This is a genomic window from Synechococcus sp. UW179A, from assembly GCF_900473965.1.
Lineage (GTDB): Bacteria > Cyanobacteriota > Cyanobacteriia > PCC-6307 > Cyanobiaceae > Synechococcus_C.
In genome coordinates this window covers 42,395-56,147 of sequence record NZ_UCNJ01000013.1, presented here as the reverse complement: position 1 = coordinate 56,147, position 13,753 = coordinate 42,395, and the positions used below count along the sequence as shown (strand labels likewise).

At 53.2% G+C, this 13,753-nt stretch carries 19 protein-coding genes; 8 read left to right on the top strand and 11 right to left on the bottom strand.

Annotated features, from left to right (window positions below; translation table 11 throughout):
- Positions 1-80: 80 nt before the first annotated feature.
- Entirely contained in the window at positions 81-929 is an 849-nt protein-coding gene (locus tag DXY31_RS07465) for a J domain-containing protein (protein ID WP_114993190.1), read from the top strand.
- Positions 930-963: 34 nt separating this feature from the next.
- On the opposite strand, the gene DXY31_RS07460 is transcribed toward DXY31_RS07465, so the two are convergent.
- The 3 genes from DXY31_RS07460 to DXY31_RS07450 all read right to left on the bottom strand — a co-directional run bounded on the left by DXY31_RS07460 (position 964) and on the right by DXY31_RS07450 (position 1,866).
- Positions 964-1,287 (bottom strand): hypothetical protein, encoded by a 324-nt coding sequence (locus tag DXY31_RS07460; RefSeq protein ID WP_114993189.1) that lies wholly within the window; start codon positions 1,285-1,287, stop codon positions 964-966.
- A 48-nt stretch (positions 1,288-1,335) separates the two neighbouring features.
- On the bottom strand, positions 1,336-1,440 hold the full coding sequence (locus tag DXY31_RS07455; protein WP_114993188.1) for a DUF4278 domain-containing protein: 105 nt from the start codon (positions 1,438-1,440) through the stop codon (positions 1,336-1,338).
- Positions 1,441-1,593: 153 nt separating this feature from the next.
- Positions 1,594-1,866: a hypothetical protein gene (locus DXY31_RS07450; RefSeq protein WP_244279628.1), complete on the bottom strand. Its 273-nt coding sequence runs from the start codon at positions 1,864-1,866 to the stop codon at positions 1,594-1,596.
- Positions 1,867-1,905: 39 nt separating this feature from the next.
- Here DXY31_RS07450 and DXY31_RS07445 point away from each other — a divergent pair, with 39 nt between their 5' ends.
- Complete coding sequence (locus DXY31_RS07445; protein WP_114993187.1) at positions 1,906-2,109, top strand: hypothetical protein; 204 nt, start codon at positions 1,906-1,908, stop codon at positions 2,107-2,109.
- 20 nt (positions 2,110-2,129) lie between these two features.
- On the opposite strand, the gene DXY31_RS07440 is transcribed toward DXY31_RS07445, so the two are convergent.
- Both DXY31_RS07440 and DXY31_RS07435 read right to left on the bottom strand, forming a co-directional pair.
- Positions 2,130-4,055: a DUF4114 domain-containing protein gene (locus DXY31_RS07440; RefSeq protein ID WP_114993186.1), complete on the bottom strand. Its 1,926-nt coding sequence runs from the start codon at positions 4,053-4,055 to the stop codon at positions 2,130-2,132.
- A 138-nt stretch (positions 4,056-4,193) separates the two neighbouring features.
- Positions 4,194-4,394 (bottom strand): chlorophyll a/b-binding protein, encoded by a 201-nt coding sequence (locus DXY31_RS07435; RefSeq protein WP_114993185.1) that lies wholly within the window; start codon positions 4,392-4,394, stop codon positions 4,194-4,196.
- A 507-nt stretch (positions 4,395-4,901) separates the two neighbouring features.
- Here DXY31_RS07435 and DXY31_RS07425 point away from each other — a divergent pair.
- Entirely contained in the window at positions 4,902-5,282 is a 381-nt protein-coding gene (locus tag DXY31_RS07425) for a hypothetical protein (RefSeq protein WP_179949438.1), read from the top strand.
- 11 nt (positions 5,283-5,293) lie between these two features.
- Here the strand turns inward: DXY31_RS07425 and DXY31_RS07420 are convergent, their stop codons facing one another.
- Positions 5,294-5,914: a DUF3598 family protein gene (locus tag DXY31_RS07420; RefSeq protein WP_114993183.1), complete on the bottom strand. Its 621-nt coding sequence runs from the start codon at positions 5,912-5,914 to the stop codon at positions 5,294-5,296.
- Between the two features lie 308 nt (positions 5,915-6,222).
- Here DXY31_RS07420 and DXY31_RS17365 point away from each other — a divergent pair, with 308 nt between their 5' ends.
- From DXY31_RS17365 to DXY31_RS07400, 5 genes are all read left to right on the top strand, one after another.
- Entirely contained in the window at positions 6,223-6,483 is a 261-nt protein-coding gene (locus DXY31_RS17365; RefSeq protein WP_114993182.1) for a hypothetical protein, read from the top strand.
- A 695-nt stretch (positions 6,484-7,178) separates the two neighbouring features.
- Positions 7,179-7,352, top strand: a complete 174-nt coding sequence (locus DXY31_RS17360) for a hypothetical protein (RefSeq protein WP_206749804.1) — start codon at positions 7,179-7,181, stop codon at positions 7,350-7,352.
- An 86-nt stretch (positions 7,353-7,438) separates the two neighbouring features.
- Positions 7,439-7,588, top strand: coding sequence for a hypothetical protein (locus tag DXY31_RS16900; protein WP_170953611.1), 150 nt, complete (start codon positions 7,439-7,441; stop codon positions 7,586-7,588).
- Between the two features lie 295 nt (positions 7,589-7,883).
- Positions 7,884-8,111, top strand: coding sequence for a DUF1651 domain-containing protein (locus DXY31_RS07405; protein ID WP_114993180.1), 228 nt, complete (start codon positions 7,884-7,886; stop codon positions 8,109-8,111).
- 154 nt (positions 8,112-8,265) lie between these two features.
- Positions 8,266-8,490: a hypothetical protein gene (locus tag DXY31_RS07400; protein WP_114993179.1), complete on the top strand. Its 225-nt coding sequence runs from the start codon at positions 8,266-8,268 to the stop codon at positions 8,488-8,490.
- 56 nt (positions 8,491-8,546) lie between these two features.
- On the opposite strand, the gene DXY31_RS07395 is transcribed toward DXY31_RS07400, so the two are convergent.
- From DXY31_RS07395 to DXY31_RS07375, 5 genes are all read right to left on the bottom strand, one after another.
- Positions 8,547-9,428 (bottom strand): ribokinase, encoded by an 882-nt coding sequence (locus DXY31_RS07395; protein WP_170953610.1) that lies wholly within the window; start codon positions 9,426-9,428, stop codon positions 8,547-8,549.
- 30 nt (positions 9,429-9,458) lie between these two features.
- Positions 9,459-10,445 (bottom strand): GRP family sugar transporter, encoded by a 987-nt coding sequence (locus DXY31_RS07390; RefSeq protein ID WP_114993177.1) that lies wholly within the window; start codon positions 10,443-10,445, stop codon positions 9,459-9,461.
- A 381-nt stretch (positions 10,446-10,826) separates the two neighbouring features.
- Complete coding sequence (locus DXY31_RS07385) at positions 10,827-12,089, bottom strand: cytochrome P450 (protein ID WP_114993176.1); 1,263 nt, start codon at positions 12,087-12,089, stop codon at positions 10,827-10,829.
- Positions 12,090-12,128: 39 nt separating this feature from the next.
- Entirely contained in the window at positions 12,129-12,986 is an 858-nt protein-coding gene (locus DXY31_RS07380; RefSeq protein ID WP_114993175.1) for a metal ABC transporter permease, read from the bottom strand.
- On the bottom strand, positions 12,979-13,749 hold the full coding sequence (locus DXY31_RS07375) for a metal ABC transporter ATP-binding protein (RefSeq protein WP_114993174.1): 771 nt from the start codon (positions 13,747-13,749) through the stop codon (positions 12,979-12,981). Before DXY31_RS07375 ends, DXY31_RS07380 begins: the two co-directional genes overlap by 8 nt.
- Positions 13,750-13,753 lie beyond the last annotated feature (4 nt).

The window sequence follows — 13,753 nt, the reverse complement described above, 5'->3', positions numbered from 1 at the left end:
AACGAATGGTGACCTCGTCCATTGCCCTTGGCTCGTAGTCTCTTGGCATTCGCTCAGCCGGTCGCCGTCGCGCGGATTTCATGGGCTTTGATCCGCGCCAGTGGTCGTCCTCATCGTCAACCCGTGACGATCGGAACCGTCAGAACCACGCTGAGCGAGTCACCAGCAATGTGGAAGCTTTGCTGCGGGAAAATGATGCCTTGCGCAGGGAGGTGCAGCGGTTGCATCAGCAGCTCGATCGTTTGCGCCGGCAACAGAGGCAGCAACCTCAGCGCGATGCCAATCCTGATTGGAACCGGCAACAACCATCGGCCCTTGTGAGTTCAGAGCAGGTTCAGCGCTGGGGAGATTCCCTGGCGATGCAGCCGGGTTGGAGTGTGCTGCGTCAGCATGGCCTTGAACTGCTGATTGATCAGCTCAATCGCAGCAGCTTTCACTCTCAGCTCAGCCTGAGCCAGAGGCTCGACCGAGTGGTCAGTGGTCTGGGCACTGATCTGTTGGCTGCCGTTGGGTCAAAGCCCACCAAGAAAACAGCGGCGGTGCTGGCGTCATTCGCGCTGTATGGGGTGCGGGCCAGTGAATGGCTTGATGAGGACCCCCGCCGGGTGGTGGAGGAACTGCGCCAACGCCATCGCCAGGGCCAGCGCCATTGGCAGCGCCAGGATCATCGGCAGGAAGGCGGCAGCAGTAGTCGTCGGACGCGTAGCGATCAACGTGCAACGGATCGTGAGCCAAACGAGCAGGGAAGCTGTGGATCTAGTGATCCGCGTTTCGCAGCGCTGGCGGTCCTCGGGTTGAAGACGAATGCGTCCCAGGAAGAAATCAAGCAGGCATTCCGGACCCTGGTCAAGCAGCATCACCCCGATCTGGGCGGATCGGCGGATGCTTTTCGCCGGGTCAATGACGCCTATCAGTTGTTGATGGCCTGAAGGCAACGCTGCGAAGACATCTAATGCGCTGGCCTCATCGCCACAGCACTTCAATTGATGATCCTTCGGACATGTCGAAGCGAATGCCTGCTTTGCTGTTGCTGCGCTGGTAACGCAACCCTGCCTCTCTGTAAGGGAAGTCGAATGTCCGCCTGCGGAACATGATGGTCACGTTTCCCTGGCGCTGGCTGAACCGGCATGGACCTGATTCAACCGGCAGGGAAGGGTTTTGATCGCTCAGTAAGCAATGGGCCATCGTGCTGTCGGCATCAACCCTTGTTGCTGGTTGGGCGATCGTGAAGCAGGCGGCCAGCAGCAGAAGCCGGGAGCTCAGTTTCAGGGGATTGTGCAGACGCATGAAAAAAGCCCTGACGGAGCAGAGCGTTGTGCCGGATGTCGGCGGATCTCATCTGGCCACTTTCTGGCCTCTGTACACGAGTTCAGGACGGTCGCTGCTCTTAACGACAGCGGTGTTCTGCGCGTACTTCTGGCCGCGATAGGTCAGTGTCATGGTGGTTCCTCGAAGCAAGCTCAGGTCCCCGTTCCATGGCCTGAGTCGAACTGCGCCTCGTCAAAGACGAGGTGAACGATGTCGATAATCTCGACAACACTTTCATAGCAGGCTGGTCAACAGTGATGACGTTCGTGCAGCTACAAGGCATGTTCAATTGTCTTCTGGAAGCGGACAGGGAATCAACGGCAGGCAATCTCCGGAAGGATTCAGCCATTCTTCGAATTCACTGTGGATCGCATCGGCGTCGCCGCGACGTTCAGTGCTGTTCAAAACCCTGCAGCGCTGCCGGCTGTAATCCACTGCGGCTCCAATCAGTTCAATTGCCTGGTCTTGGGTCATGGGATGCGAGCTATTGAACGCATCGTTAACGTCCAGTTCAGGTTTGGACGTGGCAATCGCGACAGTCCGCGAGTTCTGTTGCATGGTGAAGCTCCTTAGGATGATTTCATCGCAAGCCGTGACATGAATCCCAAGCAGGTGGGCGCCCTTCGACGGGCTTTGATCTATTTTTTGGTGGGATATGGTGGACTGACTGTGATCAACAACAGTGGTCTGGCTCCTGAACAGATGTGGCTGGCTTACACGCCTTTGTTCGTAGGGGTGTACTTCTTTGCCCGCTGGGCGGACGCCAGGATTGCTGCGTCAGGCCAGGCCAAGGACGAGTGACTGGAAAATGACAGTGTTGTTCAGCTGCTGAGGCTGAAGCGCACAATCATGTCGTCATAGTCGCGATCACCGCCCCCGAAGATGTCTTCGAGGCCCCAGCTGTTGGTGCCGAATCCGGTGTAGTGCTCTAGCCCGTCGGCATTGGCTTCGGCAAAGGCAAAGTATTGTTCACCACTTGTCTGGTTGGTGATCAGCGGTGCATAAATCGAGCCGCTCTCCAGGGTGATCCTGAAGGGAGTGATCACAGAGTTGATCAACTCCAACGTGTTGTTGTTGATCAGATCGGCGCGACGGCTTGCTGCTTCGGCATATCCAGGTTCGCTGGGTTTCAGGATTGATCCGCTCAGTGGATCCACCAGCGTGCCCTCGGCGTCGCTGACCGAATACCACTGCAGAATAGAGTCGTCTTCAGCCGATCGACTGAAGGATCCGGTGACGACTACACCGCTTGCTGCGTCGGCGTCTCTGGTGTCGATCAGATCGATATCGGACAGCTCGCTGCGACCGTTCGCCAGGTCGCTTGCGTTGGAGGAGGAAGCGATGAAACTGCTGAAGAATCGCCGTTCCTGAGGATCGATGTAAGCCAGGATTGTCTGTCCTGTGACCGTGTCTTCGACAGCAGTTCCCAACAGGCGACCCACAGGTTGCAGATTCCAAGGATTGCGCAAGACAGCACCGTCGGTTTCCACAAAGGTGACCTGTTTGGAACCGTCCAGATCGAAGCTGATCGGAATGCTGTGGTCCTGGCTGGGCACGGTGAACGGTCCCAGAGCAGCAGCGGGAGCATCGGGACTGTTGCCGGGCCCACCCGGGTTGTACACAGCGCTGTAGCCATTCCCGGATGGCATGCGCACAGCACTCAGTGCCTTGATGGCATTCAGATCACCTTCAAGGATGACGTCGTAGTAGTTGTCATGGTCCTCGACATAAGCCGCATTCAAAGGAGTGCCTGCCGGTGCCAGATCAGCGAGGCCGACCACGCTGATCGTGCCTTGATTCCCGATGGCATAGGACACTCCCGTTTCAGTGATCGTGATGTTCTCTCCGCTTTCCGTGGTGGCCTTCAGCTGGAAAAATCGGCTGAAGTCATCCGGCATCAGGCTCGCGATACCGTCCGGTGAAAAACCAGCGCTGGTGTACAGCCTTAACCGGTACTGCGCCTGATCGCCGTAGGAATCGGATCCACTGTTGTGTTGTGATGCAGCACCGACACCGACGGGTCCGCCCTCTCCTAGATCGCTGTACAGATTGAGCTTCGCGGACACCAGTCGAGGACCGTTACCTGCCACGTAGGAGTTGCTGCTGTCGATCGACAGCCCAACGGCGCTCACCGGCCCTGATCTGCCGATCATCTGCAGCGGTGTGCCGTCGTTGACGATTGCCACCGATATCGGGTACCTGGCACCGGGACTGCCAGGTGTGATGCGATTGCCGAAGTCGCCATCGATCACGACAGTCTGGCGTTCGTTGTACTCGAGGTTCGGCAACAGACCCGCGATCTGGGGGGTCACCGTTGTGCCGTCACTGAGGGTTACTTCAAAGTCACTGCCGTCGGCATCCAGGGACGAGGGCAGCACGGGAAAGCTGAACACCAGTGGCATGGTGTCAGCGAGCAGCAGTCTGGTGGCATAGGTGCCGCTCGCGCCCACCAGGCTCGCGGCGGATGTGAGTGCCCTGAGGGATGGGTTCAGAGCCGGATCAATGCTCTGCCAGGCCACATTGAATTGCGCAGCCGCCTGTTTTGCATTGGCGCCCATCAGGCGTGGGACGCCCATGTACCCGTCGAAGCCGAAGTTGCCGGTCAAAAACATCGCTTCGTTGCCGAACAGATCAGCTCCGTAGACGATGGATGTGAGCAGACTCGACGCCAGTGTCGATGTGTTGGCGATGTCGGCGTTGATGCTGTCAAGCAGCGGACTGGCCCACTTGCTGTAAACAAGCACCATCGTGTGAGCAAGCTTTCGATCGAAAGTTAGGGAACATCACTGGTTTTTCCCAGGGGCTGATCTGAAGATCCCACCAAAAAAGAACCACTTTAGTTATCGCTAGGGTGGTGCTTCGAGTGAACTATTAACAAACAGAGCTCAGCTGAGGCCTAACACCCCGAAAGTGATCTGGCTGATGATGCCGTGACCTGTCAGTGCTTCGGTGAGCACACCGACGGCGAAGCCGATCATTGCGACGCGACCATTCAACAGTTCTGCACGCACAAGACGCTCGCCTTTGATCTGGCTCGCAGCTGCTTCTTGATACCACTGATCTTGGGTGGAGGCTGAGGAGCTCATGGAATTTCTGCGTATGAAGCAATGTTACGCCAATTTGTAACGGACTGCAAAGTGTTTCCTGGGTGCTGGGGTGGGCGGCTGGTAGGCGGTCTGGGTTCAATAATCCGCTGTTCGCTGAGACCATCTGCGGCGCAGTGCATTTGTCTCTAAAAGTATGCCCCCGTGATCGTCTTCTGATCAGGTCTGTTCAGCCTGCTTGAACCATCAACTGCGACTTGAGATGAACCAATCCCGAGATCTTTCCGTTGCTTCTCAAGATGTTTGCCTTAAGTACACATCTTGATGAGAGATTGATCATGATTCCGTGTTTCAGATTGAAGAGCTAACCGACGCTGGTTGGCATCAGACTGATTTGCATGACACCAAGGATCATGCTCTGTGGCACGCACGGTCCAAAAGTGACGCAGATGGTCATACCTATCGGGTGATCAGCAGGGAATCGGGTCTGGTTTGTCTGATGACTAGGAATGGCAGTGAATGCTGGGACCTGGATTGAGCTCGTCAACTATGCGCGCATTGTTGATTGCCTTTGCTTTGCCTGTGATTGCTTTTGGCTCACTGGGATCGGCCAGGGCCAATCAGTGGTCGAGCTGCCTCTACAACAATCGAAGTCTTGGCTGCAGGCGAACGTTTCTTTGCCCTGGTGCTCCATGCGGCGTCTTCCGATTGGAGTGGAAAGACGGCGCGAGTGATGTGTTTACTCGCTTCAAGGATGGAGTTGCGCGCAATGTGGGTTTCTACAAGGACACTCGCGGTGGAGAGTGGATGCTGCGGGGATTTGCAGGTTCATTCGGTCTGCGCAATCCAGCCAACGGAAACGCCATCGTTTACGGCATGACGCTCTCCGAGTGCAAACAATCCATGCTTGATGATTTCTGCAGCAGATAGCCCCTGAACCGTCATCTCCAGAGCTCTGCTTCCGAGAGGTTCTCGAGGTATCCACTGGTGTCGTAGCGCCGCACGATCTGATGGGTCTGACCCTGGGGACTGATCCAGCGCAGGCCACAGGCCGTGGCATCTCCCATCTGCCGATCTCTCGCATCGAGCAACAGCTCAACATTCGACTCTGGTTGCCAGATCATCCAGTTGCCGCTGGTCCTTGTTGTGCACTGCAGCGGCTGTGCTGGTGTTGTGGGTTCGCCGCCTGCTTTTGTTTCAACGATGTAGACAACCTGATCGAGACCATGGAATCCATGGCGTGCAACAACCCGCCGCCGCTCTTCGCCATGGACAACGCTCAGTTCTCCCACCCAAGCGAGCGGAGTGATCGCACTCGGGCCAAGTGACCATGCTCCATGTGAATTCACCTGCATGGTGAAAGGCACGTTTTCGAAATTCATCGACCGCTGCTGACCGGTGGACCGGTAGGTGAGGCAGTTTTCAATCACACCATCGCGTTCCTCAACCTGAAGCGATGTCGGGAAACGATCTTCCTCCTTGCCGCTGCTGCCAAGCCGAATGAAACAACCCTTCCAGTGTCCGCTGTTGTGCTGCAGGAGTGCAGCGCGGGGGTCATGCATGGCTTCAAGTGGGGGTTAATCAACCAACAATCGTGGCTGCCGGAACGGGTAGCCGCGATGCGTACAGAAACGGAAAGCCGACCCTTGCGGATCGAAGAGACAGTTTTAAGCTCAAATTTCTTGCAGAAACTCGGTCTGCACCTTCAGTGCTGACTTATTTCTTGACTGATCGAGTGGGCAGCAGGCGTCATTGTTTCACCAAAGCCTCTAGTCGGTCCGACAACTGGTATGCCTGTCTGATTGTTGTTCCTGTTTGATGTGAGCAATTAGTCAAAACACGGTTGACCCGCCTCTAGGAACCACGAATAATGCTATGGATTTGTTCCGCCACGGGAAAGGTTTATGCAGAGCTAGAGAAGAAATTACAAGCTTTAATGAAGTCAAAGGGTCTACAAGAGAACAGAGAGGCGGTAGAGATAATTGATATTACGACAACAACCCAGCCATCTGCTGACATCTCCAAAAAGATCATTCAGCAGTGGATAAAACCGCAAGAACAGGTGATGAAAGACGTTTCAGTGAAGGGCAGTTTAAAAAGCTCTCCGCTGTGTTTCCCGTCTTTGCTCTAGAAGAATACGCTCCTTTTCACCTATTTTATAACTTCGCCTATTCTCTTTTAGTGAAAAGCTTGATGCACATAGGGAGTTCATGAACCAAGAGCTAAATGTCATCAAGACTGATTGTCACGCAGGGTTCCTGATGTGTCTCACCAGTCTTCGATTGGTTGAGTTTTTGCATTGGGCTGCCAACCCATGGGGAGACATGTTGATGCTCGATGACTAATTCAGTGTAATGACCAACAAAATTAAATATTGGAGCTCAAAGGCTTTTGTTTCCTGCGTCATGATCTAAACGCCAAAAGAGTTACAGCTAACTGATTCCAAATAGGTAGTAAGGACTAAACAGAAATACTGGCAACAGAAGATCAAGTCTCTTTTTAATGACCCAAGCCGCCCTCCTCACTGTGCTCGTTATGGCTATTGCATCCTTGTAAAGAGTGCCAAATGTGATGTGCCAGAGACGGACGTTATTGCCGTTCATAGCTCTGAAACTGGTTCAAAGATTACTCAGGAGTATTAAGCAACATACAGAATGAGGTAAGGAGTAGAGAAATTAAAAAGCTCTGGAAGTTTGTCCTTGGCATCACAAGCTGATTCGTATCAGCTCCTTTTAAAGCCTAGGTTAAGCATGTTCAATAGCGTAGTCTCCGCTACTCCTGGCTCAATGCAACCCCGGATATGTTGGACATCAAAAGAGGTTGAAAATGGATCTATCAAAATCTTGGGAAGCTAAAAACTCTGGCCTGACAGGGATTTGGTGGAAGGATCGAATTAAAGCATTGCAGAACGACAGCATGCCAGAAGAAGCCCAAGCTCTTTTCTCTGAATATATTTGCGATGGAGGAAATAGTCCGATTGTCCGCCTATCGGACGGCTAATCAGTAGTAATAGCTACATAACGTATGTAATGAAATCATTGCCTTGTTAATTGGCAGCAGGTATAAAAACGAAAAGGATCTCACACATGTCATCTCTTTCAGGCTGGGAAAAAGAAAGCTCTTCTACGATCAGCGAATGGTGGCAGAATCGTATTGAAAATTTGTATGCTTCTGACAGTGATGAAGAAGCAGAAGCTTTGTATAAAGAATTTAGCTTGGATGACGATTTAAATTAATCGGTTAACTGTAGATTTCCAATGTCATCGTTGGGCAAGTTTGCCGGTTAGCTGATGACTGCTCAATACGCAGAACACTTCGAACTTGAGTCTGTTGATGCTTTGGCAAAGGGCAACAGGCAATTCTGGCGGCATGCGATGTGGCTGAGGTTCTGGATCAAGACGGCAATGCATGGGACTCTTTAGGTCCAGTGTGAAACGCATAATCTTTTGTGGTTCACATGTATTGGCATTTGCCGATGTGCTCTGGGCGACAAGCCCTCTCAGTAAGCTTTAACTGTCGAGGCAGTATCAAATGGAAGCCTGGTTGGCGGATCGTGAAAAGTATTGGATCTGCCACTTTCATCGTGATCCCAAGTCTTGGGTGAAGGACGTCATGGTGTTCGTTGATCATGGACGGGCAATGCCCGGTAACGAACCTGCATTGCTGAAGAGCCGAAGGTCAATGAGATATGAGGACGCTGTGATCCTCTGGAAGCAGCTCCAGACCCTTGGGTGGACCGTCTCTGAAGCTGTCTGGTGAGCCTGCATCAGCACCTCCGATCTCAATGCCCATAGTTTTGGCTTTGCTGCCGCTGAGACTGAAAGTCAGAACGACGTGCACTTGATCCGCACGAGGTAAAGCATCTCGCCTTTTAATCTTTAGATTCGCGCTAGGCCTTGAGGGGCTTGAAGGCATGGGCCTGCAACTGGAATCCACTGAGTTCCTGAATGATGATGGACTCATCTATTGCATCAAGCGTGAGTCGCTGGATCAGGACTTCACGATCTACGAGAAACGTAATGGCGACTGGGTCGATTGTGGCCTTGATCAAGCTGTGAAAGATCTTAATTTCGCTGAGTTCAAGCGACTTGGATTGCTGATCAAAACGATCATGGATGCCGATCAGTGGATCGCATGAAGCCATGTTCTGTGTTGTGTGTTTGCTGATCAAGAGTGGAATTGATCGCCAGGGCATCAGTCAAGTTGCTTTCGATGCGGAATGGATGACTGTGCTCCCTTCACTGTGACGCAATGTTCAGCTGCACGGCAAGCGATGTTGATCGCGTCTCGGATCTCGACACCGTTACTCAAACCTGCAACGAGATACCCCAAAAACGTATCCCCAGCTGCAGTGGTGTCAACAGTAATGACTTGTCTGGATTGGTAAGAAATGATTTCTCCAGCATCAGGTAACGATACGACTCCTCCTTTCGAACCCTGCGTTTTAACGATGATGGCACTCGGGCATTTGTTTCTTAAATTCTGCATCTGATCAGAGGCATCGCCGCCAAGTGCTCGAGCCTCTATTTCATTGACTACAAGCAGACTGATGCCGCTGATGTCGAGTGTTTGGATTGTATTGGAAATGGGCGAAGGATTCAGGCAAATAAACATCTCCTGTTCAATTGCTATTTCCAGGATATATGCAATCTCACTGGTTTCGTTCTGGAGCATCAGAATCGAGTCTTTATCAAATTTTGAAAGAGTCTTCTCAATCTCTTGCTTGGTAACTTTCTGATTAGCACCGCCAAATAGAACGATGGCGTTTTCTCCGGATCTGTCTACCTGGATGATGGCATGTCCCGTAACACCATCTGAGATGACGATATTGCTGGTGTCAATCTGATCGTTTTGCAGGTCAGGCAACATCCATTCTCCGTCATGACCTATTTTTCCTGCATGGTGTACTTGTCCGCCGGCGCGAGCTGCAGCCAATGCTTGATTGGCGCCTTTTCCTCCTGGAAAGATTTGTAGTGACTTGCTATTGATTGTTTCTCCTGGAGAGGCGATCTCTTCAACCTGATAAACATAATCAATATTTAAAGAGCCGTAGCAGATGATTTGGGAATTTTTCACTCTATGGATTTAACCTTGCATCTTTTAACTTTATCCCTGAGATGCTGCCTTGGCAAGCAGGGTTAGGCCCGCTGCGTAAAAGGCGAAAAGAGCGATTAAGTATTTGCCTGATCCTGTCGCCCCCTTGAATTCCTTCCAGGCAAATAGGCCCCATGCGGTTGCCATCAGGGGGGCTCCCTGGCCGAAGGTGTACGCAACGGCAGCGCCTGCGCGAGTGGATGCCAAGTAAAAACTCATTGTGCCTGCAGACCATATTATTCCTCCTAAAAAGCCTCCAGCATGATGGGCAATGGGTTGCTTTGTGAATCGAGTCTGATCATCGATTTTGGTGGGAATGATCGGATTTTTGATAACATATGGGAAAAGAAGTATGGATGATGCAATGATGCCAACTCCCATCATTGCGAAGGCTCCAAATACATCAAGAGCTGCTTCTCCAGGTAAATAGGAAAAGGTTACAAGCGGAGACCATAGTGACATCAGTAACCCGCAGGCGAGTGCAATGACGAGGCCTTTAGGCTTTTGAACGGTGCTGCCAGATTTAATGCGTCCATAGGCCAGAGACGCCGAGATCACGGCTAGGGCCATCATGACCATTCCAGCTGAGAATAACGGAAGGTAGCCCTGAGGATCGATCATATAGTTCAGGATTCCGCCGAGAATTGTTGCAATTCCAATTGAGATGGGGAATGCAACTGACATGCCTGCGATTTCGATTGCCGCTACAAGTAGAAAGTTAGCTACATTAAATATGATGCCACCAATTAATGCATAGACCACGTGCTTGAAGTCAGCGCTGGCTATATTTTCAAGGAAGGATTTGCCCGTAGGAGTATTTCCTCCGGCAAGAAAGCCAATTAAAAAAGCTGATAATGTGACGCCGATTGAGTAGTCGAGGTAAAAATATTCAAATCTAATCGTACTTGCGAGCTTTTGTGTGTTTGCCCATGAGCCCCAGCACACCAGGGTCAGGATCATCATCGCGATAATTACCGAATAGCTTTGATTGGCAAGCATTGTTCATATTTTTTCTATTCTTTACTGTATGTCGGATTTTGTTCTTGTCCAGTCTTTATCCCTGCTGAGGTGCTCTTTTTGACTTGAATAGGTGTTTGCTGGATTAGCTGCTGTTGTTTGTCATCTTTGATGCTTCAAGAGTTTATTAAATACATGTGTAGATCTCTTCAGGTTGGAGCCTGCAACGATATGCCCTGAGCTAGTGAAAACAGTTCAATGGATGCGGATTGTTAATGGCTTTTTCAAAGTGATTCAAAATCGCTTTACCAGTTGACTCCGCCGATGCCTATATGAGTTCCAAAGATGTCGATCAGATTCAGTTCAAGCACTTAGTTCATGATCAGACCTGTTGTTTTCAGGGATCTTGGATCGGATCCGCTTTCAACGAGGCTCCACGCTCACCAGCAGTCCATCACGCGGTGTCGGACTGGGGATCTGCTTCAAGGAGAGGTCCTGATCGGCCACCAGCCGCAGTTGCAGTTGTTGCATCAGTCCCACGGTCATCAGCCTGATCTCCAGTTCGGCCAATGCCTTGCCGAGGCAGACTCGTTCACCACCGCCAAAGGGCAGCAGCGTCTGATTAAACGATCCATCTAGATGACGCTGCGGTCGGAATGCGGCGATGTCACTGGCTTGCTCAGGGTTGACTGAACCCAGCACCACCTGAATGACCCGATCCTTGGGAACCTCCACATCGGCCAACCTGATCGGTTGTAGATTGCGGCGGAAGAATCCTCCTACTGGCGGCGTGAGCCGCATCACCTCGAGAACCGTTGCATCCAGGCGGGGTGATCGGTGCGAGGCCTGGAAAGGCCACGGAGATTTCAGCAGTTCTGGCAGTAACCAGCGCTCTACATCCGGGTTGAGTAGTAGAGCACGGAACAGACAGCTCAGCGATGATGCCGTTGTCTCATAGCCAGCGAACAACAGCAACAACAACTGCTCCACAAGGTCGTCGTCATCCAGTGGTATGTCGTCTTCATCCAGCCCACCGCTGAGTAGATCTAGTCCGCCCTGGTTGGAGTCGCTGCGTTGCAGCACCAATTTCAGGCGGGCGAGCAACCTCTCCCGCGCAGCCAGTGCTCGGGTAAAGGGGCTTCCCGGTATAGCGAGTGGAATGGAGAACAGAGCCTGGGTCCAAATCTCAAAGTCAGTGAACAGAGCATCGCGATCGCTGGCATCGAGCCCCAGCACCGTGGTGGCGATCACTGCAAAGGCAAAGCGTCGCATCTGGGCTGCAAGAGGCTGGGGAGTATGGCTTTCCTGCAGCTCAAAGATCAGTTGCTCGATCAGAGCCTGGATCGATGGGGTGTAGCGGCAGAGTGCGCCGCTGGAGAACAGTTGACCCACCACGCGGCGGCGTGCTTTGTGAGCGGGACCGCTGCGGTTGGCCAGCGACCGGCTGCCGAGCAGCTGTCGCACACTCTCCGGCCACCAGCCCTCGAGGGCTGCTCCCTGCTTCAGCAAATCGGAAATAGCCCGCTCCCCCTGGATGAACACAATGCGCTGGGCCAGCAGACGGGTCTCAAAGACATCGCCATGGGCGGCAAAGCGTTTGCTAGCGAAGCCAGGGTCATTGAAAAATTCGAGCGTCTCCCTGAGGCCCGTGACAGCACCGGTGCTCGGACATGTCGCCACGGTCATCAAGACTGATCTGCTGCTCCGAGAACCTATCGGCCCATGTCAGGGCTGGGGTGCAGGTTCTGTCGTTGATGGTCGTCTGAAGACGCGTGAACTGAGAATCAGGGCGATCAGGAATCCGAGAAACTGGACCATCACCACGGAGGGCCCTGATGGCAGGTTGGTGAGTCCGGATGCCAGCAAGCCAAGCAGGGCACAGGTGCCTCCCAGGATCGATGAGACAAACACATAGAGCGGGAAACGACGACAGAGCAGACGGCCCGCACAGGATGGAATCACGACAAAGGCGCTGATCAGCAACACGCCAACAGCCTTGATCGAGACCGCTACAACCACGGCGAGCAGCACGATGAAGGCCAGCCGGTGCCAGCGGGTTTGGACACCGACTGCACCGGCAAGATCCTGATTCAGGGTCAGCAGCACCTGTGCTCGCAGGCTCAGGCTTAGATAGATCAGAGCAGCAGCCAGCAGCATGCCGATCACGATCAGGTCCAGACTGCTGACCCCGAGAATGTCGCCAAACAGCAGCTGGCGAATCCCGCCCCGATAGCTCTCCACCAGGCTGAGAAACAGAATCGCTGCTGCCAGTGAGGTGGAATAGACAATGTTGAGCAGTGCATCCGTGGGGAGAGAGCTCCTTTCCACAAGTTGATTCACCAGGATGGCGAATAGCACCGCAAAGGGGATCAGAACCAGCGTGGGATTCACGCCGATCAGGATTCCAATCGTGATACCAAGCAAGGCGGAGTGACCGAGCGCATCGCTGAAGAAGGACAGTTCCCTGAGCACGGCAACACTGCCCAGTAATCCTCCAAGCGCTCCCGTGAGCAGACCGCCAATCAGCGCGCGCTGCATGAAAGGTTCGGCGAGGACAAGTGCCAGTGCCTGAGTGTCAACCATGACACTGATGCCTGTAAGGAACCATGTTGGGCCCGTACAGATCAATGAGACGTTCAGGAGTGAGGGTGTGATCAGGTGACCCACTGCAGCAGAGGCGGCGATTGAGGCCCAGCACCTGGTCGCTGCTGCGACGCACCATGTCGAGATCGTGAGAGACGTGCAGAACGGTCCATCCCTCTTGACGTCGCAGCTCAAGCAACAGTTGCTGGAAGCGCTCGTTCGAAGGCACATCAAGGCCTGCCTGTGCTTCATCGAGCACTAGCAGCTGACGGGGCCGAACAACGCAGAACGAGAGCATCACACGTTTGAGCTGACCTCCCGACAGTTCACTGAGAAGACGGTTTCTTAGATCGATGCAACCGGTGCGATCCAGGGATTTCTCAACGGCGGCTTTGCGTCTCTGATGCTGATGCCATGGCCAGCGCGGACCTGGAGGATCAAACCCGTAGCCGACGAACTCGGCCACCGTCAGGGGAAAACGTCCCTGTAGGGCCAGACTCTGCGGAACGTAGGCAATCTGAGACCGGATGGCACCGGGCAGGTCGCCGTTGGCCGAAAGCTGTTCTCCGAGTATCTGAACCGTTCCTTCCTTTTTTGGAATCAGTCCGAGCAAGGCGGCCACCAAAGTGCTTTTGCCGGCGCCGTTGGGTCCAACCACAGCAGTCTCGCTCTCATTCGGGAGTTCGAACGAGACCTGTTCAACCGCGAGGCGACCTGATCGTTCAACCGACAGGTCGCTCACCACCACCACCGGGTTGGGCATCAAA